A 24,257-nucleotide genomic window follows, 5' to 3' on the forward strand; every position below is an offset into this window, starting at 1 on the left:
TTCAATGAATAAAGAAGATTTCCTGAACAAGTTGCGTAAGAATACGCACGTTCAATTCGATATGCCTGCCGTAGATGTCAAGGGAATCCAGTATGAGGATACCTTGAAGCAGTTTATTGAGATGACTGAGTCTGTGGGTGGACACGTGATAGAGGCTGAGGCGGGCGAGAGCCTGGATGAGCTGGTGAAGAAGGCTTATCCGGAGGCGAAGGTCTTTGCTTCCAACCTGCCTGAGATTACCATCGCGCAGAAGAATCCTGATACCGTGGCTGAAGCCAACGACCTGAATGGTACCGATGTGGGTATTGTACGTGGAGAAGTGGGTGTTGCCGAGAATGGCTGCGTCTGGATTCCTCAGACCATGAAGGAGAAGGCGGTGCTTTTCATCTCCGAATATCTCGTGATTTTCCTTCAGAAAGATAAGGTTGTTAACAATATGCATGAGGCTTATGCCCGTATCGAGATGGATCCGAAGTATAATTTCGGTATTTTCATCAGCGGTCCTTCCAAGACTGCCGATATCGAGCAGGCGCTGGTAATGGGTGCGCAAGCTGCCCGTGGTGTGACAGTTATACTTTTGTAAAAGGCAGAAATCCCGAAGCTCACTATCGTGTGAACTTCGGGATTTCTCTTTATACTGTCCATTCATAGGTGTCGTAAACCACGCCTCTTCCTCCGTAACCTTCCTTGTGGGCGATGAGGCCCTCATTGATCCAGGCTCCCTGCTGTTCCGTAGAACTGCCGAAGTCCAGATAGGGATAATCGGGGTAATCATGATACATAATCTGTTCGTAGATAGCCTCCATGGCTCCGAATTCCTTTCCCTCATCGTTGGTAGAACTGTATTGTCCGTGTACCACTTGCTGGGTAATATAAAAGGTGAGGCCTCCTATAATGTGCCCGTTGCGATAAGCATTGTATTGGATGATATTCTCGGGGAATCGACTTTTCAGAAGTTCCATTTCCTGAAGCGTGTGTACCGGTTTGGCACCAAATCGCTTTTCCAGGTTCTCATTCAATACCTCCCAGAATTCCGACAGACTTGCATCTCTCACTACGGTCACTCCATTCTGATGAGCCTTCTTCAGACGGCGTAGGTGGTCTTTGCGCCAGCGCAATTTCTGCTGCATGAAGATGGTTGTGCCGATATTGCGGAGCGAAAGATGAGCCTTGCATTTCCAGAAGATGGCATAGAGATCTTCTTCTGAAGGATGGAGATGATAGATCCAGGGAATAGGACGATACTGTACCTTCTCGAAACCCTGAAGACGCAGATAGACATTCAGTTCCTCAAAGAGTTGGCAGACATCTGAAATCGTGACGTGAATGTTCATGATCAGTCCGCCATAGGTGAGTCCGAAATGCGAGCAGAGGGTCTTGCCTACCTGATGGGCTGGCAGGATGGAATGGAGCTTTCCCTTCTTGAAGAACAGGAGAGAATAGTCCTTGAACCTATCGGAATGGTAATCCATATAGTTGCGGTAAAAGAGAAACGTAGCGTTTCGGGCTTTTGCCACATACGCATCCCATTGCTGGCGATATTCGGGAGTGTATTTGATGATTTCAAACATGATGTCTTGCGTATTGGATAGTTTCAAGCATGATGCCTTGCGTATTTGAGAAACTCGTCGTAATCATAGATATAATCAGTTTCTTCGTACAATTCCGAAGCCAGGACCAGACAGACCGAACCGGCAGAGAAGTTTTCCAGTGTTCGCCAGATGCCTGTGTTGACGAGTAGTCCCTGGTCGGGGCGGTTGAGAAGATAGGATAGCTTCCGGTTTCCATCATCCAGCGTAACCGTGAAGGAACCGCTGGCTGCGATGATTACTTCCAGGCATTCCCTGTGGGCGTGCCCTCCGCGGGCAGCACCTGCCGGAATATCGTAAGTCCAGTAGGTGCGCCTGATGTGAAAGGGCACATCCTTGAAATCCTCCACATTCGTAGCCTGGAAGTCTTCGGATTGATGCGTGTTCTGGAAACGGATGATTTTTCCTATTTCTTTCATGAATCTTATTTCTTCATATATGGGTCGGTTCCCAAAACGGTCTTTGCCAGGCGCTTTGCCTTGTCGCGGAGCGCATTCAGGTCATCGCCCTTCTCGCCGTAGCAGAGCACGACACCCATGCGGCGACCTACGTGAGCCTCTGGCTTTCCGAAGATGCGGATGCGGGTATGATCCTCCTTCAGCGCATCGAGCATGTTGTAGTTCAATGGCTCTGTGCTTTCCTCAGGAGAGAGGATGACGGCAGAACAGCCGATGTGCTCCAGATGGATTCCGGCGATAGGCAAGCCCATCACGGCACGGAAGTGGAGCTCAAACTCGCTCAGGTTGGTGGTGTGACCGAGGGTAACCATACCTGTATCGTGTGGACGAGGGCTCAACTCCGAGAAGATTACCTCGCCCTGCTTGCTCAGGAAGAACTCTACGCCCCAGAGACCAGCACCGGTCAGCGCCTTGGTTACTTCGCCGGCAATATGCTCTGCCTTCTTCAAAGCCTCCTCTGGAAGCTGGAATGGCTGCCAACTCTCGCGGTAGTCGCCTCCCTTCTGTACGTGTCCGATAGGTGGGCAGAAGAGGGTAGGCCCATCCTTCTGGGTTACGGTGAGGAGGGTGAATTCTGAATCGAAGTCGATGAATTCCTCGATGATCACTTCCTTCACGTCGCCACGGCCTTCTTCCATCGCCTCCTTGTAAGCCTCCATCAGCTCATCGTCGTTGTGAACATAGCTCTGTCCATGGCCGCTGGAGCTCATCAGTGGCTTCACTACGCATGGGAAACCGATTTCGTCGGCTGCGTTCTTGAACTCCTCGAAAGTCTTTGCATAGAAATACTTGGCTGTGCGCAGACCCAGTTCCTTGGCAGCCAGGTCGCGGATAGCACGGCGGTTCATGGTGTAGTTCACGGCACGTGCCGAAGGCACAATCTGAATGCCCTCCTTCTCGAAGTCGAAGAGGCGCTCTGTGCGGATAGCTTCAATCTCAGGCACGATGATGTCTGGGTGATGTTTCTCAACCACTGCGGTCAATGCGTCGCCATCGAGCATTGAGAACACTTCTCGCTCGTCGGCTACCTGCATGGCTGGTGCATTGTCATACTTGTCGCAAGCGATGACATACTGTCCTGCTCGCTTTGCGGCGATGGTGAATTCCTTGCCCAGTTCGCCTGAGCCCAAAAGCATAATCTTCTTCATTTATATGATGTTTAATATTTTATGTCCCTAAAATTAATCACTAATCCCTAATAATTAATCACTAATAATTAATCACTAAGTCCGAATTTCTTTCTGATAAATTCTGCGATAAACTTCTCTGTCTCCTCTATTCCCAGATGGCTGCTGTTGATGCAGAGGTCGTAGCTCTCGCTGTGTCCCCACTTCTTGCCAGTGTAGTAATCGTAGTAGGAGGCGCGCTGTTCCTCGTGGCTTTCGATGAACTTGCGGGCGGTGGCTCTGTCGATGTTCTTTCGCTTACACACTGCCTTGATGCGGTCGTCGATGTTGGCGGTGATGAAGATGTTGATTACATTCTTGTAGTCACGCAGCACATAGTCGGCAGTTCTGCCCACAAACACGCAGTTGCCCTGGTCGGCAGCCTTCTTGATGGCGTCGCTCTGGAACTTGTACAGACCTTCCTGCGAGAAGTCGTTGTGATAGAAGCTGTTGTCGCTCAGGAAGGGCAGATGTGTGTGGAAGAGAGACTTGAAGAATCCCTTCTGCTCATCGTTCTGCTCGAAGAATTTCTCAGAGAATCCACTCTCCTTGGCGGCAAGGTTCAGCAGTTCCCGGTCGTAGCACTTGCAACCGAAATCCTCCGCCAGTTTCTCGGCGATGATATGGCCGCCGCTACCTATCTGGCGACCTACGTTTATGATAATCTTGGTCATAAGCTTAAAATTTTAGCTGTTAACTGTTAACTTTCATGTTTTCTTTATGTTGTCTTTTCAACTTGTTCATGTACCATGACATTACGATGGCAGCGATGACTGCGGCTGAGAAATCGGAGATAGGCATACTGTACCATACGCCGTCAATATCCCATATCATCGGCAGGAAAGCCAGGAGCGGCAGAAGGATGAGCAACTGTCTCGACAAGGAGAGGAAGATGCTGATCTTCACCTTTCCGATACACTGGAAGAAGTTCGTGATGACCATCTGGAACCCGATGATCGGGAAGCAGAACATCACCACTCTGATAGCCTTGATGCCCAAGTCTATCAGCTGCTTATCGGTAGTAAACATTCTCGCACAATAGTAAGGCAGGAACATCGCTATCAGCCAGCCCGTCACCATGATGGCGGTGGCGGCGATGATGCTCAGGTTCAGCACGCGCATCAGTCTATCCAGTTTCTGGGCACCATAGTTGTATCCGGCAATAGGCTGCATTCCCTGGTTGACGCCTAATACGAACATGATGAACACCATCGCAATACCATTGGCTATTCCGTAGGCACCCACGGAAAGGTCGCCTCCGAAACGTACCAGCTGGTTGTTGATGAAGATGACGATGATGCAGGCGCACACGTTCATCAGGAACGGCGAAATGCCGATGGCGAGGATGTTATCTACGAGTTTTCTCTTCAGTTTGTAGATTCCTTTCTTGAAGTGGAGCAGCTCGCTCTTGTTGCTGAAGAGCTTGAACTGCCACATCAGCGCCATCAGCTGCGATAGGATGGTGGCGATGGCGGCACCCTGTATTCCCCATTTGAAGACGAGGATGAAGAGGGCATCCAGTATCACGTTCATCACCACCGTGAAGATGGTGGCGTACATCGCCTGCTTGGGCTTGCTCGCTGCTCGGAGCAGGGCGTTCATGCCGAAATACATGTGGCTCACCACATTGCCCAGCAGGATGATGACCATATACTCATGGGCATAGATGAGCGTCTGGTCGCTGGCTCCGAAAAATCTCAGGATAGGGTCGAGGAAGAGCAGACAGATGATGCTCAGTCCGATACCGATGATGAGATTCAGTGAAATCGTGTTACCCAGAATGTTCTGCGCTGTGGCATAATCTTTTTGTCCCAACTTCACGCTGATGGCTGTAGATGCTCCTACGCCCACACCGGCTCCGAAAGCGGTGGTGAGGTTCATGAAGGGGAAGGTGATGGCGAGACCCGAGATGGCCATGGCTCCCACACCCTGACCGATGAATACGCGGTCAACAATGTTGTAGAGCGAAGAGGCGGTCATCGCAATCATCGCTGGCAGGGCATACTGAACCAGCAGCTTGCCCACAGGCTTCGTACCTAATTCTAATGTCGCTTGTTTATTTTCCATTTATATCTGTTTTTTCCTCATAGCCGCTCGCTCAGCTTCTTTCAGAAAGCAACTGCGGCGGCTACTTGTCTGCAAAATTACAAAAAATATCTGATACCTTATTATATATATAAGAAAAACTTGCATTTCCAGATAAAAACTTCCCTTTTCTTTTGGCATTCTCGTACAAAAACTGTACTTTTGCAGCTTAGTATAAACAATAATAATCTGATTGGGCAACAGCAGTCAGACGAGAATGTAACAATATAACAATCGTACTACCGATAAATGATGAAAAGATATTTGATGCTTTATGCATTTATTCTGTCCACCTTGACATTGTTGGCTCACGATGACAAGGTAACTGGCATTCTGGAGACCGATATGGTGTCTTTCCCAGGTGGAAAATGCCAGATGTATCGTCTTTACCTCAAGGATAAAGACCTCGACCATACGCCCTTTTCGGTGAACCGCCCTTCGGAATTCCTCTCCCAGCGCTCCATCGACCGACGTAAGCGCCAGGGCATTCCTGTAGATCTGACCGACCTTCCCGTGGCTCCGGCTTACGAAAAGCAGGTGGCTGAGGCAGGCATCGAGATTGTGGGGAAGAGCAAGTGGAACAATACGTTGCTCATCCGCATCCATAAGGACAAGGAGCTTCGCAAGCTGGAAGGCCTGGAATTCATCACCAAGAGGAAGAAGGTGTTCCAGGCTCCCGATTCCGTAAGTCAGCGTATGCGCTCGAATGTGCGCAATGGACTGAACGAGTGGAGTCAGGGCGATGGATTCTATGGCGCAGCTGATGCTCAGCTGAAGTCGCTGAACGGCAAAAGACTCCACGAAAGTGGCTATAGAGGCAAGGGAATGATGATAGCCGTATTCGATGGCGGATTCATGAATGTGGATAAGATTCCTGCCCTGCACAGCATCAAGCTGGCGGGTGTGAAGGATTTCGTGGTTCCTGAATCCAAGAATGTCTTCGGAGAGATGGAACATGGCACGATGGTGCTCTCTACGATGGCTGCCAATGCGCCCGACTTCTATGTGGGTGTGGCTCCTGAGGCGCAGTATCTGCTGATAAGATGCGAGGATGAACGCACCGAGAGCCTTGCCGAGGAGGATTACTGGGCAAGTGCTGCGGAATATGCTGACAGCTGTGGCGTGGACGTCATCAATTCTTCGCTCGGCTATCATGGCTTCGATGATTCCTCGATGGATCATCACTATTATGAGCAGGATGGCAACACCGCCCTCATCTCCCGAACCGCATCGATGTGTGCCGACAAGGGAATCGTATGCGTGAACTCTGCCGGAAACGACGGTATGGGTTCCTGGAAGAAAATCAATTTCCCTGCCGATGCCACGGATATCCTCACGGTGGGAAGCATCAACGAACATGGCATGAATGCTGCCTTCAGTGCCGTAGGACCTACGGCGGATGGCAGAATCAAGCCTGATGTGATGGCCTTCGGAAGTCCTACCTGCGTGATTACCGGCAGGGGCAGCATCATCAATGATAATGGAACTTCGTTTTCCTCTCCGCTGGTAGCGGGTATGGTGGCTTGCCTCTGGCAGGCGCTGCCTGGCAAGACTGCCAAGCAGATCATCAAGCTCGTAAAACTGGCAGGCGATAACCAGCAACATCCCGACAATGTCTTCGGATACGGTGTGCCGGATTTCTGGAAAGCTTATCAGACGGGAAAAGCGATTAAGTAGTTTATAGTTTATAGGGCAAACTTGCTCTGCTAGCTATAAACTATAAACTGTAAACTTTAAACTATAGACAGTATGGAACGACTTCGATTGTCCCTTTTTGAATTAAACTCGATAGTCAGCGAAATCATTTCGATGTCCTTACCCGACAGCTATTGGGTGGAAGCGGAACTCTCCGAGGCTCGCGAGGGCTATGGCGGCCACTGCTATCTGGAACTCATCCAGAAGGATGAACGCTCCAATACGCCGATAGCCAAGGCGCATGCCAACTGCTGGCGAAACCGCTGGATGCTCATCAAGCCGAATTTCGAACGCATCACCGGACAGCGCATTCATGCCGGCATGAAGGTGCTGCTCAAGGTGCACGCCCTGTTCCATGAGAACTATGGTTTCTCTTGGATTGTAGATGACATCGACCCCAACTATACGATGGGTGATATGGCTCGCAAGCGGTTGGAAATCATCAATACGTTGAAGGCTGAGGGCGTCTTCGAGCTGCAGAAGGAGTTGGTGCTCCCGATGTTCTGCCAGCGCATCGCCGTGATTTCGAGTGCCACGGCAGCCGGATATGGCGATTTCTGCAATCAGCTTGCCGATAATGATTACGGCTTGCAGTTCACCACCCGCCTCTTTTCTGCCACGATGCAGGGCGAGGGAGTGGAGCAGAGCATCATTGCTGCCCTGGACAGCATCAATGCCGAATATGAGGAGTTTGACTGCGTAGTCATCATCCGTGGCGGTGGTGCTACCAGTGACCTTTCCGGTTTCGACACCCTGGCGCTTGCCGAGAATGTGGCTAACTTCCCGCTGCCTATCATCACGGGAATCGGACACGAGAGGGATGAGAGTGTACTGGATATGATTTCCTTCCAGCGGGTGAAGACACCGACTGCCGCTGCCGCCTTCCTCATCAATCATCTCGCCGAGGTTTATGCCCGGGTGATGGATGCACAGGAAACCATCGTGCAGAACGTGAAGCACCGGTTGCAGGTGGAGAAGATGAGGCTAGAGAGATTGAGCAGCACCATCCCCGTGCAGTTCTCGCTGGTGAAGACGAAGCAGGGGGCGTATCTCGACCGTCTGATGACTCGCATTACGACGAATCTGCAGTCGAAGGTTTCGGATGCGCAGCGCCGTTTAGAGATTCTCTCGCAGAATATCCAGCCGGTACTGGAGCGTAAGATGCTCAATGAGAATCATCGACTGCAGCTTCTCCAGCAGCGCATCCAGGCGCAGGATCCGGAGCTGCTGCTGAAGCGTGGCTACAGCATCACGCTGAAAGATGGCAAGAGCATCCGTTCTGCCTCGCAGCTGAAGGCTGGCGACATCATCGAAACGAGATTCGCCGAAGGCAATATTAAATCGGAAGTGAAATAATTCCCCACATGCCCTGAGGCAATAGGAATTTCCCACACGCCCTGAAAGGGCAGAAGCTCCTAGCCCAGGGCAACGCCCTGGGTAATAAAGGACGCAAACCTGTCGCCCTGAAAGGGCAAAAGCTTTAAAATATCCACTGTTAACTGTTAACTCTGTTAACTCCAAAAACAATAAAATTATGGCAAAAGAAGAAATGAAATACGAGCAAGCTGTAAGAGAGCTTGAGCAGATTGTAGAAAGAATGGAGAATGATGAACTGGATATTGATCAGCTCTCCGAGCAGTTGAAGCGTGCCAAAACCTTGGTGAAGCTCTGCAAGGACAAACTCACCAAGACCGATGAGGAAATCAAAAAGCTTCTCAGCGAGGATTGATTCCGCTTCAAGTAACGGCGCAAGAACGAAAAAGTACCCATAAAATGGTAAAATAATGCCTCAAAACGGCAGAAATACGTAAAATAATAACGTTTCTACTAAATTTATCGCAAAATAGTTGCAGATTAATAGAATATTTTGTACTTTTGCATTCAAAATATTAGTAGAACATTAAAAAATAAGATGTTATGAAAGACTTAGATTGGTCTAATTTGTCATTTGGCTATCGCCAGACTGACTACAATGTTCGCTGTTACTATCGCGACGGCAAATGGGGCGAAATAGAAGTTTGCTCTGATGAGTATTTGAAATTGCACATGGCTGCAACCTGTCTCCACTATGGTCAGGAGGCATTCGAGGGCCTGAAGGCTTATCGTTGCCCAGACGGCAAGGTGCGCGTGTTCCGTATGGACGAGAATGCTGCCCGCCTGCAGAGCACATGCCGTGGTATCCTGATGCCAGAGGTGCCAACAGAGTTGTTCGAGGAGATGGTGAAGAAGGTGGTTCGCCTCAACCAGGAGTGGATTCCTACCTACGAGAGTGGTGCTACGCTCTATATCCGTCCTTTGCTCATCGGTACAAGTCCTCAGGTGGGTGTGCATCCTTCTAAGGAGTATTGCTTCCTCATCTTCGTAACCCCAGTGGGTCCATACTTCAAGGGTGGATTCTCTACCAACCCATACGTCATCATTCGTGATTTCGACCGCTCTGCTCCTCTCGGAACAGGTATCTATAAGGTAGGTGGTAACTATGCTGCTTCCCTCAGAGCCAACAATATCGCTCACGAGAAGGGTTATGCATGCGAGTTCTATCTCGATGCCAAGGAGAAGAAATACATGGATGAGTGTGGTGCTGCCAACTTCTTCGGTATCAAGAACAATACATACGTTACTCCTAAGAGTACATCCATCCTCCCATCTATCACCAACAAGAGCTTGATGCAGTTGGCTGAGGATCTCGGTATGAAGGTAGAGCGCCGTCAGATTCCTGAGGATGAGTTGGATACATTCGAGGAGGCTGGTGCTTGCGGTACTGCTGCCGTTATCAGCCCTATCAGCTACATTGATGACCTGGATACAGGCAAGCGCTACAACTTCGGCGAGAAGCCAGGTCCTGTCTCTAAGCATCTGTATGATACCCTCCGTGGCATTCAGTATGGTACTGTAGAGGACAAGCACGGTTGGACAACCGTAGTTATTGAGTAAAAACCAATAAGAGATAATATTAAGTTCAGAGCACTTTGAGGAGTTTTCGCTTCTTGGAGTGCTTTTTTTTATATGCTTCTTTAACACTTTCCGGGCTTCATAGATGGCAAGGATCGGTCATCTATTAAGCCTCCTGCTTGCCATCTATTAAGCCTCTTTCGTGTCACTTTCGTGTCGCTTGTTTATCCTTGTATTTCCCTTTATCTCGTAACCGGGAATACGTAGTATTCTCTATCTACATCGAAATCAAGCACCCACTGGTCAACGATGATATTGTCATCCAGCGCCTTGATTTCTACTGTATGGTAGCCGTCGAGCAGGGTTACGTAGAAGCTCTTGAGCGCCTGTCCGCGCCAATGGTTCATCTTCCATTCCTTGGAGTTGTAATCCTCCTTCATCTGGCAGATTACCGGCTCTGCGCCGTCAATGCTTACGCTTACCCGCATATTCTTCTCGTATGGCAGATAGCTCGGGATGGTGGCGAGGGTGAATCTCGCATCTCCTATGCTGCTGCTTACGAATCTGTATCTCAGGATGGCTCCCTTTGGCAGCTTCACGGCGTTGCTGCTATGACCCAGCAGCGGTTTCAGCTGGATCTTCTCCGCAGTTCCATCTTTGGCAGCAGGTGCCTGGAAGGCATTCGTCCAGTCGTATGCATTCTTGGCGGTGATGTTCTTGGTGAATGTCACCAGCGGCTGGAGATCTTGATTTCTGTCGAAGGCATCCTGCATCAGAAGCTTGATATCCTTGGCAGGTAGGGTGCCCGGCAACTGCGGAGCCTGCATTTCTGCCCCATCTGTAGCGATGATGCTGCTCCATTTGCCCTTGCCCAGCTTCAGATAGTAGGCGTTGAGCTGCTTCAGGGTGTTGAAGGCATTGAGGCTCACGGCAGCCGAAGCCTTGGCTTCATCATCATTCGGGAACAGTCCCGGACGGGCGATGTCTCTGGCTTCCTGTGCCTCCAGCTCCTTTTCGGCGATGAGGGCAGCAGAGAAGATAGGATATTTCACGATTTCGAAGAAACCGTCTCGCTGATCGGCAGGAAGGGTTCTTTCCAGATTGGCAGTCTTGGTCTTCAGCAGGTCGTAGGCGTAGAGATAGCGCTCCAGTTCATTGCCGAATTCGCCCGAATGGAACTCTGTATCGCCGTATGGCATTGCCATGAAGGCTGGCTGTCGGATGCTGGTCAGGCGATAGTATTCCTCCATCAGAGGCTTGATTTTCTTGGCTGCCACGTTGCCGAAGAGACTGCCGAGCCAGTTCTGCAGGTAGCTGCTGATGCCTCCCTGCAGCGCCTCGCCGTTCCAGGCAAGGTCTGAAATCATGGCAAGCTGCAGCGAAACCATCTTCGGATTGGTTACGTTGGCAATCCATGCGCAGTCTTCATCATGATGCATCTCCGAGCGATGGGATTTCTCCCGGTGCTCCGACTTGGTTTCCAGATAATCTCTGTTGTTGAGCATTTCGAGCACCAGGGCAGGGGAAACATTCTCCAGCTGCATCTGGTTGCCGGCACAGATCATCTTCACGTTCTCCAGGGTCTTCTTATGCTTTTTCTTGTGTTTCTTGCCGGTGATTTCCGTCACCTTGTAGTTTTCGGCAATGCAGATGTCGAAGCTATCCACCACCGCCTTGTTGTAGGCAGCCTCGTGCTTGCCGTCCACCTGCCAGAGGGTGTTGGCTCTCAGTCGCAGCATCAGTCGCGCCAGCTGACTGTAGTTCTTCTGATTCATCCACTTGCTTCCGTTCAGGGCAAGACCTCTGAATTCGATTCTCGGGATTTCTATCTTCTCCGTTCCCACCTGGGTAGAGAGATTCTGGCGTGGCTGCGGCTTCAGGTCGTTCCATCCTGCCATAGGCGAAACGCCAGCCATGCGCGAGAGTTCCATGATAGCGTAGGCAGTGCCTCGGGCGTCGCTTCCTATCACGATGATCTTACCCTTTCGGGTTCCGATGTAGAAAGCATCCTTGGCTGTGATGAACTTGTGGAGAGGAGCGCCGAGCTTTTCTACGGCAGAAAACTCCTTGTTGGTGAGTTGGTTGAGCTGGTAAATCTGGATGTTGGCACTGGCTTTCTCCTTCGCCTCGTTGCCGGTTACAGCCTTCATGTCGTTGGAAAACATTCTGAGGGCAATCTTCACCACAGGCGCAGTGGTGGCGTTGATAGAGTAGCTTACCTTGCCCGAAGCATCCGCCCAGTTGATGCTGGTAGCTGCAGTCACATTCTCTTTCTTCTTACTCTTGCTGAAGGTTTCAGCGCCTGCCTGCTGCACGTAAAAACAAGCCAGAGAAAGGGCGAAACCTACTATGATTTTCTTATAATTCATTTTTATTCAGTTTTGTCGTTTTGAAGGTGGAGGGGGAATCCGAAGTTCCTGATGTCGCTTCATCATCTTCTCCAATCTGCAAAGATACATAAAAGTGTTTAATAACTGAAATTATTTAGTTTTTATTTGCTTATTACATTATTTATTGTTACTTTTGCACCATACAAAAAAATAATTATGACATTATATCCAAAATTAATTGAAGAGGCTCTTGCTACCGTCATCTATCCTGGTACCAAGAAGAACCTTATAGAGAGTGAGATGCTGGCAGATACGCCTAGCATCAATGGTATGAAGGTGAAGGTGGTTCTGCTCTTCCCTAGAGATACCGATCCCTTCCTGAAGAGTACGGTGAAGGCAGCTGAAGCTGCCATCCATTATCATATCTCCAAGGAGGTAGAGGTGGAGATCGTTACTGAGTTCAAGTCGGCTCCTCGTCCTGAAGTAGTAAAAATGCTTCCTCAGGTGAAGAACGTCATCGCTGTAAGCTCGGGTAAGGGTGGAGTAGGTAAGAGTACGGTTTCTGCCAATCTCGCCATTGCACTTGCCAAGTTGGGTTACAAGGTGGGTTTGCTCGATACCGATATCTTCGGTCCTTCCATGCCTAAGATGTTCGGTGTAGAGGAAGAACGTCCTTATTCAGTTCACAAGGATGGCAGAGATCTCATCGAACCTGTAGAGAAATATGGCGTGAAGCTCCTGAGTATCGGTTTCTTCGTAAGTCCTACCACGGCTACCTTGTGGCGTGGCGGTATGGCTTGCTCTGCCCTGAAACAGCTGATTGCCGATGCTGACTGGGGTGAGTTGGATTACTTCATCCTTGATACTCCTCCTGGCACCAGTGACATTCATCTTACCCTGCTCCAGACACTCGCCATCACGGGTGCGGTGATCGTAAGTACTCCTCAGCAGGTGGCGCTTGCCGATGCAAGAAAGGGTATTGACATGTATCAGAATGATAAAGTGAATGTACCTATCCTCGGTCTTATCGAGAACATGGCTTACTTTACTCCTGCCGAGTTGCCGGAGAACAAGTATTATATCTTCGGTAAGGAGGGTTGCAAGAATCTCGCCAAGGAGATGAATGTGCCATTGCTCGCCCAGATTCCTATCGTTCAGAGCATCTGCGAGGGTGGTGATGATGGTGCGCCTGCTGCTACCAAGGTTGATTCTATTACCGGTCAGGCTTTCCTGAGCCTCGCCCAGAGCATCGTGACGGTAGTGAACCGCAGAAATGCGGAGAAGGCTCCAACCAAGATTGTCAGTACGCACTAATAAATAACCTATTCGATAAGGTTATAAAATAAAAAAGCTAGGATTGCCCGCAAGCAGTCCTAGCTTTATTTTTATCTCAGGGGTTAACAGGTTAACAGTTAACAGCTGTTTTTTGTATGGTCAATCCCTGATTCTTGAATTCTAGCTATTGATTCTTTAGCCACCAGAAGCTATTGATTCTTTGTCTCCAGAAGCTCATCTGCCTCATCCTCTTCTTCTGCAACTTCGGCTGTAAGATTGGCCTTGAGTCTTGCTGAGCGCAACTGCTGCCTGAAAACCAGGCAGGTAGCGAGGAAATATACGCCCGTCTGTATCCAGAGCGCTCTGAACTCCGGCAGAATATCGGCAAGAGATGCACCCATGCTGCTGATTCTCAGGAATCCTCTGATACCGAAGGTAGATGGGAATACCCAGGCAAATCCCTGCCAGAAGGCTGGAATATTGCTCTGTGGCCACGAAATACCCGTCATGAAGAGCAATGGCACAGAGGTGAAAACCACCAGAAGCATTACATTCTCACGGTATCTTACCAGGCACGATAGCATCAATCCGAAGAAAACACACGACAGAATATAAGGTAGGAGGAAACCCAGAATGGTGGTCCAGGTTACTATGCTGACAAATCCGAAAAGTTTCGGAACCACCAGCGTCAGGTACATTCCCATCACGGCGTAAACCATGAAATAAACCATCGACTTGCCGAATACAATTCGGAAAATGCCGCCATAATGCTCGCTTACCGGTATCAGTTCGCGGTTTCTGTTCAGCTCTCTCGATGTTCCTGCTGCCATTCCGATGCCCAGCAGCATGGTTTGCTGCAGAATGAGTACCAGTACACCCGGAAGAATCGCATTACCATATCCTCCGGTGGTATTGAAAATCGGAACTTCATCGAATTCCAGCGGATGGGCGGTTATTTCATCATCCCGATCCGTGAATCCTCCTCCCTTGGAAATCTGAATTCCCGAGTTGATCTGGCTTGCCACACCCTGCGCAGTCTGGAAAATCGCCTTATAGGTCAGCATCAGACTCATATCGCAATATACGCCCACATGCGCCTGTTCACCACGATTCAGCTTGGTGTCGAAATCGGCTGGAATATAGACGATTCCATGCACAGCCTGCCTTTGCACCAGCTGCTTTGCCTCGTCGAGACTGTTGCAGTAATAGGTGGCCTTGACATCCGGAGAAGCATCGTAATCGCGGATAAACTCGCGGGAAGTATGGCTGTGGCTCAGGTCAACAATCGCCGTATCCACCTCTCTCACCACCTCGTTGTTGTAAATCCACGAGTAGAGCAGCGGATAGCCCAGCGGTACCAGGATGCAGAAGATGAGCACACCCTCATCGCGGAACACATTGCGCATCTCCGTCTTCCAGATGAAGCACATATCCCAGATTCCATTGATGATCTTATATAATAAACTACTTTTCTTCATTATGGTAGGTATTTATATACTAACATTGCCTTCTTGATATTCCAGACGGTGAGCATTGGCAGGGCACAGAAGAGTACCATCGCGCCCCAGTGGAGCACAGCATCGCTCATCGGGAACCCATTGAAGATGTTCATCTGGTAAATCATATAATAGTGACGCATAGGGAAGAGCTGTCCAATGGCCTGGATTGGCGAATCCATGGAGAAGAGTGGATAGGTGGCTCCGCAGATGGAGAAACTCACCACGCCCCAAAGCGAACAGATACTCATCGACATGCGCAGGGAAGGCATCAGTCCGAAGGCAAAGATACCGAAGCACTGGCAGGACAATACGCTCAGAATGCCCAGCAGTATGATGGGTGCTGCACCTCCCGGATGCGGGAATCCCAATACATAATAGATGTAGAACTCGAAGAGCAGGAAGATGCTCAGGAAGATGAGCGTCTGAGGCAACATCTTACCCGCGATGGCGAGATAAGGATTGTTGTTCGCCATTCGCATCCAGTCTCTGGCTCTGTTGAACTTCAGTTCCGTTCCGATGGAATAAGGGGTGATCAGGAAGATGAACAGCATGATGAGTCCCGGCACCATCACGCTCGACAGATAATAGTTGTAGTTGGCGTAAGGGTTGCCTATCATGTGCAGATCCACGGCGATGGGCTGCAGGAAGGTCATGATTTCATCGTTCGTCTTTCCCAGTGCCGACAGCTTCGCCATACCTGCTGCTGCTCCTCCCAGGGTGGAAATGGTCTTCAGATCGCGGAAGAGCAGGGAACCTGCTGCCAGCGAAACGCTGCTGTAGTAGAAGGAAATCTTCGGCTGGCGGGAAGCCATCAGTCCTGCCTCCGTTCCGTTAGGAATCACCAGGAAGGCATAGATTTCGTTCTTCTGGATAGCATGTCTTGCCTCGGCTATGTTTTCATAGTGAGCCACCACCTTGGTGGTCTGGAAAGCGTCGAGCTTGTGCACCAGCTGGCGGGAGGTATGAGAATTGTCCTGGTCAACGATGCCCACAGGCATGTCGGTAGGCACACCTCCCTGCATCAGGGTAGTGAAGAAAATCACCACCACGATGGGGAAGATGACCATACAGAAGAGATAGATGGGATTCTTCCGCATGATACCGCACTCTCTACGGGCAATATGATATAATTTCTTGAACATTGAAAATCTCAAAGCTATTTAATGATGAGTGACATTCCCGGGCGCAATCCCTCGAGCTTGGTGATAGGACGGGCCTTCACCTCGAAAGTCTTGCGGTCGTAGTCGCCATTATCCTTAGTTGCCTTCCAGGTAGCATAGGAACCCTGGTCTTTCAGGTAGTAAACCTTCATCTTGATTTCCTTGTTGAAGGCAGGAACGAAAGCGGTGAATTCATCGCCCTTGTTCAATCCATGGAGATGATCCTCGCGGACATTGAAGGTACCCCACATATCGCTCATGATAGAGATGCTCATGATAGGAGAACCGAGACCCACCAGCTCGCCTACCTTAGGATAGACATTGCTGACCTCGCCTTCGCACTGGGCCACCTGAACGGTCTCCTTCAAGAGATTCTTCACTACATCTACAGCGCTCTTGGAAGCCTGTGTGTTGTTGGCAGCCATGCGCTTCTCCTGCTCGCGGGCACCATTCTTCGCCATCTCGTACTGGCTCTTGGCTGCTGCCACCTGAGCCTCTGTAGCCTTGTAGGCAGCAAATGCTTCGTCGCGCTTCTGACCGCTGATCACGCCGTCGTTATAGAGGTTCTGCATGCGGTCGTAAGTCTTCTTGGCAATGGTTGCAGCTGCTTCTGCCTGCTGAACCAGCTGGAAGGCACCCTGAATCTGCTCCTTGCGTGCACCGGCATCGGTAAGATCCTTCATGGCCTCTGCTGCGGCATTGGTTGCCTGGAGCATCTGCTCCTGCGATTTCATCTCCGGAACTTCGAGGATCGCGAGGGTGTCGCCCACGTGAACGTAATCGCCCTCCTTGACTCTCAGTTCTACGATGCGGCCTGGCAACTTGCAGGATACTCTGTATTCTGATACTTCTACCTCGCCATGGATAGTGTCGTCCTTCTGCTCAAGCGTGAAGAAGCCAATGATTCCCACGAGTATGACAACTGCCGTAAAACCGATAACGGCAAGCAGTATATTGTTATGCTGTGATTTCTTAGACATGTTTTTATCTGAATTTGAATTTTGAAAAATGTTTCTTTTGTTACTGCAGAATACCGAGCGCCTTGTTAAGCCCTACCTGGGTAAGCTTCACGTCGATTTCCGCATCGATCTTCTGGCTCTGTGCCTGCTGCCAGGCAGTCTGAGCTGCCATCACATCAGTTACCTCCATCACTCCTTCCTTGAATCCGAGGTTGGCGCATCTCAGGTTCTCGTTGGCGCTGTCAATGTTCTTGATGGCCATGTTGAGCTTCTTCTCGGCTTCCTTCACCTTGAACTGGCTCTGGGTAATCTGGAGATGGATCTTCTCGCGGGTATCGTCGAGGTTCATCTGGGCAATGTTGGTGGCAGCCTTGGATGCACGCACCTTATAGGCACCGTCAAACCAGTTCCATACCGGAACCTGCACGATGACACCAATATTCCATACACCGGTAAACTTCTTCTGGAAACCATTGAACACATTTGGATTCGAAATGGTGTAACCGCCGGTCAATGCCACATGAGGCAGATAGACGGCGCGAACCAGATTGGTGGCTTGCTTGGAAATATCGACCGTATTCTGGAGCATGCGCAATTCCGGACGGGTATTCATCGCAGAATCAGAAGCGGCTACTCGCTGCTGCTCTGTATCCACAGGAGTTCCCGAAAGAGCCAGCGTCTCCTTGTCTTCATCGGCAAGAGTCACTTCCTGGTTCATCGGAATGCCGCAAAGCTGACAGAGAAGCATCTTGGAGAGCACCAGACCGTCTTCTGCCTGGGTAATCTTCATCTCCGCCTCGTTCACCTTTACATCTACCTTCAGGCCATCTGCCTTGGTGGCTACGCCCTGCTGAATCATCTTGTGAACATCGTCGTTGAGCTTTTTCACCAGGTCTCTGTAGCTGGTGGCGAGCTTGTACTTCTGCTTCAGCGAAACGGCAAGCCAGTAAGCCTGGTCTATGCTGTAGAGGGTCTTCTGGGTCTGCATGTCCAGATCATTGTCTGCTATCTGCTCACCGATGTCTGCAATCTTGTTGGCTGCCAGGATGGCGCCGCCCATATAGATAGGCTGGCGGAGCATCACGCTACCAGCCCACATGTTGCGGGTGTCGGTGCGGAAAGCATCTACCACGCTCTGTCCGATGGCATTGCCCTGCTGCTGGATAACGCTTCCTTTCTCGTTGAGCAATCCTCCGATTTTCTGTGCCTGTTCAGGGGTGAGCATTCCCTTGCTTACCAAATCGGCCATCACGTCGTTGGCATTTCCGGTGATTCCACCTACGATATTGGAACCCAAATTGCTGAATGCTGACTTCTGACCATCATTGAGCAAAGAGATCTCCTTGCTGAACCATTCATATCCGCCCATGGCATCTACCTTTGGCAAATATTTCGTGCGCGCCGATTTCCTCAGGTTGGTCGCCACGTCCTTCTTGAGCTTAGAGGCATTGATCTGCTTGTTGTTGCGTAGCGCCATCGCACGACAACTGTCGAGGTTCAGAACCATCGTTTGAGCCTCGGCTGCAGTCATTGCTCCCATCAGCATGATAAGAGTTAATATTTTTTTCATTCCTTTACTATAATATTATAATATCGGTGCAAATTTATGGAAATATTCGCAAACCACAAAGGATTTTTTATTATCAAATCTTTAAGAATCGAAAATTACCTTACATTATGGAAAAATGGAACATTCTTCTATTCAAATTCAACAACGATTTCTCCTTCCCAGTCGGGATTTACGGTGAATCCCAGGTTGCCTTTTCCGGAATCACCATCTTCTTTCTGGTCGGGGTCGGAGATAGTATGGTCTTTGATGCTGATATTGGTCTGGGTGATGTTGTTGCGTTTCACCGGGACGACTTCCTTGGAATATTCCTTGATGCTCTGAGCATCTGCATCCAGGATGTTGATGGTCATTTTCAAGCCCTTGTTCTCTTCGCGTGGGAAGGTATAGACCGAATAATCCCTTTTGCCTTCCTGAAGCTTGAAGCTTTCGGTTTGCCGGCTCTGTACGCATCCATAACCCGTTACGGCGTCAAGGGTGCTGCTGCCTCCGGTATAGTAAAACTTGATGCTGTGCGCCTCGGCGGGGATGGTGGCGTCGGTGATATGGACCTTAAACTGTGCTACGGCTCTATTCAACAGGATGTAATCATCTGTATCCTCTCCATCTATCACATTGAAAGTGCCGTAATAGAAGAAAGTATCGGTCATCTTGTTCTTGTAGAATTTCACTTTCTCAGGAGAACTGATCGTACAGTTTCCGCTTCCGTTATGGCCGATGGCAACCATTCGGTATTTTCCCGCATCCAGATTAAACCCGATATCATCGTAGCCATCTTCTGCTTTCAGATTCAGGGTCTTCACCTTTTCCTCTCCATCAAAAATGGCGATGGAAAGCCGGGAACAGTAATCTTCCAGAGGCTTTCCCTCTATTTCCTCATCTTCTTCTCCGCTTCTTGTTCCCGTAGAATTGTTTTTTGCCACGGACGCATGGATGATTACGTTGGCGTTTGCGTCATGTGAATTGGTACCCGAATCATCGAGTGCAAACTTTTCGCATGAAGTAAGCGTAGCTACCAGCATCAGCAAGAGGGATGCCAGCCAGACATAGGTCTTCTTCTTCATATCACTAAGTTTTTAGTTTGCTTTCTATGCGTGATGCAAGACGTTTTCTTGCGCATGAAAGTCGCAGCAAATATACGGTTTTTCTGCGAAAATGGCAAGGATATTTAAAAAAGAATGCATATTTTTGGCTAATTATCTGTTTTTTCGTATATTTGCACCCGTTTTTTCAGCGAGATGAATCATTTGTATCTATATATAATAAGGTGCGCGCGTGAGAAATGGGTAAATATGGCATGGTATTTACATGATATGGAATTGGGTTTAAATAATAAGGAACAAGATATATTTATGGATAAGAAGATAAAAGCATTGTTTTTCGACATCGACGGCACGTTGGTGAGTTTCAAGTCTCACAGGATTCCGCAGAGTACTGTGGATGCTTTGGAGCAGGCTAAGAAGAATGGGGTAGAGGTGTATATTTCTACGGGACGCCCCAAGCAGATCATTAATAACCTCGGTCAGATAGAGCATCTCATCGATGGTTACATCACAGCCAATGGTGCCCGCTGCTTTGTGGAGGATACATTGGTGAGCCAGCACGCCATCCTTCCTTCAGACGTGAAGAAAATCATCGAGGCTGCTGATAGAGACAACTATCCTGCCATCGTGGTAAGCGAGACCCGTTTTGCCATTCATCATTATACCGACGAGGTTTATGAAATATTCTGCAAGGGATTGGGAGTGGATAGCAGCATCTTCATTACCGATGTGGATGAATTGGGTGATGAGCTAATTCTGCAGGTTACACCATTCTGCACCGTGGAGCAGGAGGCGCTCCTGATGCCTACGCTCGAAAACTGCACTTCCGGCAGATGGCATCCTGCCTTTACCGACATCACGGCGCGTGGAGCCGACAAGGGAAAGGGACTCCAGGCAATGGCTGATTATCTGGGCTTGAACATTGAAGAAACCATGGCGTTCGGCGATGGCGGCAACGACATCTCTATCATCAAGAAGGCAGGTGTAGGTGTAGCAATGGGCAATGCTGGTGATGAATTGAAGCAGGTAGCCGATTACATTACGACTCATGTGGATGAGGATGGAGTGAAGAATGCCCTCATCAAGTATGGTATAATTGATGAAAACTAACATTTTGTTGTCTTTAGTCATAAAAATCTGTCTAAAAGTTGGGAAATATGCAGAAAATATACAAAAGGAATAAGAAAATAGCTTTTTAATTGCATTTTGTTAGCTAAAAATTTGTTTATTTTATAAAAAGTATGTATCTTTGCACCCGATATTTGTAAGTTGTTTAATTTAAGAGAGAGAAATTATGACAAAAAGACTAACCATGTTAATGGGGGGGCTTGTTCTTTCAACAGGAATGGCTCTCGCACAGACTACTGTTACAGGTAAAGTTGTTTCTCAGGAAGACGGTGAGCCAGTGATTGGCGCATCTGTTAAAATCGCAGGAACAAAGACTGGTACAGTGACAGATGTGGATGGTAACTTTACTCTGCCAAATGCAAGTAAGGATGCTGTTCTCGAAATCACCTATCTTGGTATGGAAACCCAGAAAGTGAAGGCTTCTGCTAAAATGAAGATTGTTTTAGTTTCCGATTCCAAGAATCTTGATGAAGTTGTTGTTACAGCGATGGGTATTTCCCGTAGTGAGAAAACCCTCGGTTATGCTGCAACAACAGTAAAAAGCGATGAAATTATTGGTGCACGTACTACCAATGTGGCTGATGCCCTTTCTGGTAAGGTGGCTGGTGTTCAGGTGAACGCTACCAGCGCAGACCCAGGTTCTGTCAGCAACGTGGTAATTCGTGGTTATGGTTCTATCAATGGTAGCAACCAGCCTCTTTACGTGGTTGATGGTGTGCCTTTGCAGAATAACATGGTTTCCGGTCAGGGTAAGAATATCTCAACTGGTGGTATTTCTAATATCTCGCCTGAAGATATTGCGAGCATGACCGTATTGAAGGGTGCCGCTGCTACCGCTCTTTATGGTAGCCGTGCTGCCAATGGTGTCATCTTGATTACTACCAAGACGGGTGCTAAGGGACAGGCTCGCAACTATACTATCAATTATAGTGGTAGTGTCCAGGCTCGCATGGTTTCCTGCTTGCCAGATATGCAGAATAGTTTCGGACAGGGTTGGAATAGTCGCCAGACATTCATCGAGAATGGTTCATGGGGTCCTGCGCTCGACGGCTCTCTCCAGGTGTATGGTCCGGAGTGGAACCATCAGCAGTTGCTTCACCCTTATAAGGCTTTGAAGAACAACGTGAAGGATTTCTTCGAGGAAGGCTGGTCACAGAACCACAATGTTTCCTTGAGCGGTGTTTCCAAGTCGGGTGAAATGACTTATTACCTGTCTTATTCTTATACGGGCGATGATGGTATCATGCCTGGTGACAAGGATACTTACAAGCGTAATACATTGGCTTTCCGCAATACTTATCAGGCTAACGACTGGTGCAAGTTGTCTTCTTCATTCAACTTTGCCCGTAGTGCAACCGATGCAGTGGGTACTTATCAGGGTACATCTGTAGTAGATGGTCTCTATGAGTTGCCACGTGATGTGTCTTTGCTTGACAAGCAGGACTTGAACAGCCCATTCAATACTCCTGAGGCTTACTTCACTCCTTATGGAATCACCAACCCATACTGGGCTTTGGCGAATAACTATAATCATACCGATGCCAAGCAGATAAATGGTAAGATTCAGGCAGATATTAACCCTATCAAGGATTTGACCCTGACTTATCGCTTCGGTTTCGACTATACTGATTATGATTCCAAGACAGGTTATCCTCAGATTGCTCTTGATGATAAGCTGATTACTGACGACAAGGGTTATGCGCCTAGTAATATGAACCAGAGTGGTTATGTCTGGTCACGTTATGGAAGAACTTATGAGTTTAACCATGATTTCATGGCAAACTATAAGAAGAAGTTCTTTGATGACAAGCTCGATTTGGCTGTTATCGCTGGTGTGAACATGAATGAGCGTAGCTATACTCACATGACAGGTGAAGCCGATGACTTGACTTTCGAGACAGGTTTCTGGCAGTTGAGCAATGGTGCAACCAAGAAGACTTTGAGTGAATATCAGACCAAACGCCGTCTGATAGGTGCCTTCGGTGATGTAACTTTGGGTTGGAATGATATGCTCTATCTCGACTTGACAGCCCGTAACGACTGGTCTTCTACATTGCCTATCGACAAGAATAGCTTCTTCTATCCTGGTGCCACCTTGAGCTGGATTTTCACTAAGGTGATTCCTGAAAACAAGGTTTTGACTTTCGGTAAGGCTCGTGTGGCTTATGGTAAGACGGGTAATGATGCTGATCCATACCTCACAGGTGCCTCTTATAGTCAGGCTAGTATCAGAGGTTACTATGATTTAGGTATCTCTAAGTTCCCTATGAACGGTAAGAACTCATTCCTCCTGGGTAATACAAAGGGTAGTAACTCTTTGAAGCCTGAGATGACTACCGAGATTGAAGTGGGTTTGAACTTGCAGTTCTTTATGGGTAGAATCGGTCTCGATGCTTCTTTCTATAACAGAACAACAGATGACCAGATCTTTACCTTGCCGGTGGATCCTGCTACAGGATACTATTATCAGGTAACAAACTTCGGTTCTGTCCGCAACCGTGGTGTTGAGTTGTTGCTCACCACAGTTCCTGTACAGACCAAGAATTTCAAGTGGGAGTTGGGCTTCAACTTCTCAAAGAACTGGAACAAGGTACTTGAGATGCCTGCATCTCTTGAGGGTGGTCGTGTCTCTATTTATGATTACTCTTCTGGTAATGATGCAGTCTATATGTATGCTGAGGAAGGCAAGCCAATGGGTGAGTTCTATACTTATCTTCCACAATATACAGAGGATGGCAAGGTGATTGTTGATGCAAATGGTCAGCCTGTTATCGGTACTCAGGTAGAGGATACCGGTAAGAATATGAATAGCGACTGGACGGGTGGCGTAACTACAGCCTTGACTTACAAGGGCTTCACCCTGAGTGCAGCTTTGGATGTCCGCAAGGGTGGTTACATGTTCTCACGTACCAAGAACCTGATGCAGTTTACTGGTAATGGTACGATCACTACCTATAACGACCGTCGTCCATTCATCATCCCTAACTCTGTAGTAAAGAGCGGTGATACATACGTTGAGAATACTACTCCTATCTATCAGACAGATGGTAGCTATCAGAAGTATTACAATGATTATGGTTATGGAAATGCTGGAGAGGCTTACTTGCTTGACCGTTCATACGTAAAGTTGCGTAACATCAGCCTTACCTGGAATTTGCCACGTCTCTGGACCAGCAAGTTGTCGTTGAGCAATGTAGCTTTGACCGTATTCTGCAACAATGTCTTCACCTGGACAGCTAGCAGCAATACCTTCATTGACCCAGAGACTACAACTATCAGCCAGAGTAGTTATGGTGATTTGGCCACTCAGTTTGGTGAGATGTACTCAAACCCATCTTGCCGCACCTTCGGTGCCAACTTGAGTGTAACATTCTAACACATTGTGGTATTAGTAATTTAAAGGATATTCGA

At 48.7% G+C, this 24,257-nt stretch carries 19 protein-coding genes; 8 read left to right on the forward strand and 11 right to left on the reverse strand.

What is annotated here, in order from left to right; genetic code table 11:
- Positions 1–4: 4 nt before the first annotated feature.
- The gene (locus tag CFT61_RS11960) at positions 5–583 is read left to right on the forward strand and encodes a LutC/YkgG family protein (RefSeq protein WP_089544652.1); all 579 of its coding nucleotides are present in this window, start codon (positions 5–7) and stop codon (positions 581–583) included.
- Between the two features lie 49 nt (positions 584–632).
- On the opposite strand, the gene CFT61_RS11965 is transcribed toward CFT61_RS11960, so the two are convergent.
- From CFT61_RS11965 to CFT61_RS11985, 5 genes are all read right to left on the reverse strand, one after another.
- Positions 633–1,571, reverse strand: coding sequence for a GNAT family N-acetyltransferase (locus CFT61_RS11965; RefSeq protein ID WP_089544653.1), 939 nt, complete (start codon positions 1,569–1,571; stop codon positions 633–635).
- Positions 1,572–1,594: 23 nt separating this feature from the next.
- Positions 1,595–2,008, reverse strand: a complete 414-nt coding sequence (locus tag CFT61_RS11970; protein ID WP_089544654.1) for a sugar 3,4-ketoisomerase — start codon at positions 2,006–2,008, stop codon at positions 1,595–1,597.
- A 5-nt stretch (positions 2,009–2,013) separates the two neighbouring features.
- Positions 2,014–3,195, reverse strand: a complete 1,182-nt coding sequence (gene purT, locus CFT61_RS11975) for a formate-dependent phosphoribosylglycinamide formyltransferase (RefSeq protein ID WP_089544655.1) — start codon at positions 3,193–3,195, stop codon at positions 2,014–2,016.
- A 68-nt stretch (positions 3,196–3,263) separates the two neighbouring features.
- Positions 3,264–3,887: an AAA family ATPase gene (locus CFT61_RS11980; protein ID WP_089544656.1), complete on the reverse strand. Its 624-nt coding sequence runs from the start codon at positions 3,885–3,887 to the stop codon at positions 3,264–3,266.
- 19 nt (positions 3,888–3,906) lie between these two features.
- Complete coding sequence (locus CFT61_RS11985) at positions 3,907–5,280, reverse strand: MATE family efflux transporter (protein WP_089544657.1); 1,374 nt, start codon at positions 5,278–5,280, stop codon at positions 3,907–3,909.
- A gap of 270 nt (positions 5,281–5,550) precedes the next feature.
- Here CFT61_RS11985 and CFT61_RS11990 point away from each other — a divergent pair, with 270 nt between their 5' ends.
- The 4 genes from CFT61_RS11990 to CFT61_RS12005 all read left to right on the forward strand — a co-directional run bounded on the left by CFT61_RS11990 (position 5,551) and on the right by CFT61_RS12005 (position 9,927).
- A complete protein-coding gene (locus CFT61_RS11990; protein WP_437176827.1) occupies positions 5,551–6,975 on the forward strand; it encodes a S8 family peptidase in 1,425 nt (474 codons plus the stop codon).
- A 72-nt stretch (positions 6,976–7,047) separates the two neighbouring features.
- The gene (xseA, locus tag CFT61_RS11995; RefSeq protein WP_089544659.1) at positions 7,048–8,349 is read left to right on the forward strand and encodes an exodeoxyribonuclease VII large subunit; all 1,302 of its coding nucleotides are present in this window, start codon (positions 7,048–7,050) and stop codon (positions 8,347–8,349) included.
- Positions 8,350–8,527: 178 nt separating this feature from the next.
- The gene (gene xseB / locus CFT61_RS12000; RefSeq protein ID WP_089544660.1) at positions 8,528–8,722 is read left to right on the forward strand and encodes an exodeoxyribonuclease VII small subunit; all 195 of its coding nucleotides are present in this window, start codon (positions 8,528–8,530) and stop codon (positions 8,720–8,722) included.
- Between the two features lie 188 nt (positions 8,723–8,910).
- The gene (locus CFT61_RS12005; protein ID WP_089544661.1) at positions 8,911–9,927 is read left to right on the forward strand and encodes a branched-chain amino acid aminotransferase; all 1,017 of its coding nucleotides are present in this window, start codon (positions 8,911–8,913) and stop codon (positions 9,925–9,927) included.
- A 200-nt stretch (positions 9,928–10,127) separates the two neighbouring features.
- Here the strand turns inward: CFT61_RS12005 and CFT61_RS12010 are convergent, their stop codons facing one another.
- Positions 10,128–12,254: a glycosyl hydrolase 115 family protein gene (locus CFT61_RS12010; RefSeq protein ID WP_089544662.1), complete on the reverse strand. Its 2,127-nt coding sequence runs from the start codon at positions 12,252–12,254 to the stop codon at positions 10,128–10,130.
- A gap of 177 nt (positions 12,255–12,431) precedes the next feature.
- Here CFT61_RS12010 and CFT61_RS12015 point away from each other — a divergent pair, with 177 nt between their 5' ends.
- Positions 12,432–13,529, forward strand: a complete 1,098-nt coding sequence (locus tag CFT61_RS12015) for an Mrp/NBP35 family ATP-binding protein (RefSeq protein WP_089544663.1) — start codon at positions 12,432–12,434, stop codon at positions 13,527–13,529.
- A gap of 170 nt (positions 13,530–13,699) precedes the next feature.
- Here CFT61_RS12015 and CFT61_RS12020 read toward each other — a convergent pair whose 3' ends face one another.
- The 5 genes from CFT61_RS12020 to CFT61_RS12040 all read right to left on the reverse strand — a co-directional run bounded on the left by CFT61_RS12020 (position 13,700) and on the right by CFT61_RS12040 (position 19,739).
- Positions 13,700–14,968, reverse strand: coding sequence for an ABC transporter permease (locus CFT61_RS12020; RefSeq protein ID WP_089544664.1), 1,269 nt, complete (start codon positions 14,966–14,968; stop codon positions 13,700–13,702).
- The gene (locus CFT61_RS12025) at positions 14,968–16,131 is read right to left on the reverse strand and encodes an ABC transporter permease (RefSeq protein WP_089544665.1); all 1,164 of its coding nucleotides are present in this window, start codon (positions 16,129–16,131) and stop codon (positions 14,968–14,970) included. Before CFT61_RS12025 ends, CFT61_RS12020 begins: the two co-directional genes overlap by 1 nt.
- 14 nt (positions 16,132–16,145) lie before the next feature.
- Positions 16,146–17,129, reverse strand: a complete 984-nt coding sequence (locus CFT61_RS12030; protein ID WP_089544666.1) for an HlyD family secretion protein — start codon at positions 17,127–17,129, stop codon at positions 16,146–16,148.
- A gap of 40 nt (positions 17,130–17,169) precedes the next feature.
- On the reverse strand, positions 17,170–18,678 hold the full coding sequence (locus CFT61_RS12035) for a TolC family protein (protein ID WP_176425597.1): 1,509 nt from the start codon (positions 18,676–18,678) through the stop codon (positions 17,170–17,172).
- A 128-nt stretch (positions 18,679–18,806) separates the two neighbouring features.
- Positions 18,807–19,739, reverse strand: a complete 933-nt coding sequence (locus tag CFT61_RS12040) for a FimB/Mfa2 family fimbrial subunit (protein ID WP_089544667.1) — start codon at positions 19,737–19,739, stop codon at positions 18,807–18,809.
- Positions 19,740–20,027: 288 nt separating this feature from the next.
- Between CFT61_RS12040 and CFT61_RS12045 the strand changes: the two genes are divergently transcribed.
- Both CFT61_RS12045 and CFT61_RS12050 read left to right on the forward strand, forming a co-directional pair.
- Positions 20,028–20,828 carry a Cof-type HAD-IIB family hydrolase gene (locus CFT61_RS12045; protein WP_089544668.1) on the forward strand — a complete coding sequence of 267 codons (801 nt, stop codon included), beginning with the start codon at positions 20,028–20,030 and terminating at the stop codon, positions 20,826–20,828.
- A gap of 184 nt (positions 20,829–21,012) precedes the next feature.
- Positions 21,013–24,222, forward strand: coding sequence for a SusC/RagA family TonB-linked outer membrane protein (locus CFT61_RS12050; protein ID WP_254918963.1), 3,210 nt, complete (start codon positions 21,013–21,015; stop codon positions 24,220–24,222).
- The last annotated feature ends 35 nt before the right edge of the window (positions 24,223–24,257 follow it).

The organism is Segatella copri, assembly GCF_002224675.1.
In the GTDB taxonomy this organism is placed as follows: Bacteria; Bacteroidota; Bacteroidia; order Bacteroidales; family Bacteroidaceae; genus Prevotella; species Prevotella copri_U.

Excerpts from the sequence above, each read along its gene's own strand:
- xseA (WP_089544659.1), top strand. The coding sequence starts at position 7,048 with ATGGAACGACTTCGATTGTCCCTTTTTGAATTAAACTCGATAGTCAGC.
- CFT61_RS12025 (WP_089544665.1), bottom strand. The coding sequence starts at position 16,131 with ATGTTCAAGAAATTATATCATATTGCCCGTAGAGAGTGCGGTATCATG.
- CFT61_RS11960 (WP_089544652.1), top strand. The coding sequence starts at position 5 with ATGAATAAAGAAGATTTCCTGAACAAGTTGCGTAAGAATACGCACGTT.
- CFT61_RS12045 (WP_089544668.1), top strand. The coding sequence starts at position 20,028 with ATGGATAAGAAGATAAAAGCATTGTTTTTCGACATCGACGGCACGTTG.
- CFT61_RS12015 (WP_089544663.1), top strand. The coding sequence starts at position 12,432 with ATGACATTATATCCAAAATTAATTGAAGAGGCTCTTGCTACCGTCATC.
- CFT61_RS12020 (WP_089544664.1), bottom strand. The coding sequence starts at position 14,968 with ATGAAGAAAAGTAGTTTATTATATAAGATCATCAATGGAATCTGGGAT.
- CFT61_RS11980 (WP_089544656.1), bottom strand. The coding sequence starts at position 3,887 with ATGACCAAGATTATCATAAACGTAGGTCGCCAGATAGGTAGCGGCGGC.
- xseB (WP_089544660.1), top strand. The coding sequence starts at position 8,528 with ATGGCAAAAGAAGAAATGAAATACGAGCAAGCTGTAAGAGAGCTTGAG.
- CFT61_RS12030 (WP_089544666.1), bottom strand. The coding sequence starts at position 17,129 with ATGTCTAAGAAATCACAGCATAACAATATACTGCTTGCCGTTATCGGT.
- purT (WP_089544655.1), bottom strand. The coding sequence starts at position 3,195 with ATGAAGAAGATTATGCTTTTGGGCTCAGGCGAACTGGGCAAGGAATTC.
- CFT61_RS12040 (WP_089544667.1), bottom strand. The coding sequence starts at position 19,739 with ATGAAGAAGAAGACCTATGTCTGGCTGGCATCCCTCTTGCTGATGCTG.
- CFT61_RS12050 (WP_254918963.1), top strand. The coding sequence starts at position 21,013 with ATGACAAAAAGACTAACCATGTTAATGGGGGGGCTTGTTCTTTCAACA.
- CFT61_RS11990 (WP_437176827.1), top strand. The coding sequence starts at position 5,551 with ATGAAAAGATATTTGATGCTTTATGCATTTATTCTGTCCACCTTGACA.
- CFT61_RS11970 (WP_089544654.1), bottom strand. The coding sequence starts at position 2,008 with ATGAAAGAAATAGGAAAAATCATCCGTTTCCAGAACACGCATCAATCC.
- CFT61_RS12005 (WP_089544661.1), top strand. The coding sequence starts at position 8,911 with ATGAAAGACTTAGATTGGTCTAATTTGTCATTTGGCTATCGCCAGACT.
- CFT61_RS12010 (WP_089544662.1), bottom strand. The coding sequence starts at position 12,254 with ATGAATTATAAGAAAATCATAGTAGGTTTCGCCCTTTCTCTGGCTTGT.
- CFT61_RS11985 (WP_089544657.1), bottom strand. The coding sequence starts at position 5,280 with ATGGAAAATAAACAAGCGACATTAGAATTAGGTACGAAGCCTGTGGGC.
- CFT61_RS12035 (WP_176425597.1), bottom strand. The coding sequence starts at position 18,678 with ATGAAAAAAATATTAACTCTTATCATGCTGATGGGAGCAATGACTGCA.
- CFT61_RS11965 (WP_089544653.1), bottom strand. The coding sequence starts at position 1,571 with ATGTTTGAAATCATCAAATACACTCCCGAATATCGCCAGCAATGGGAT.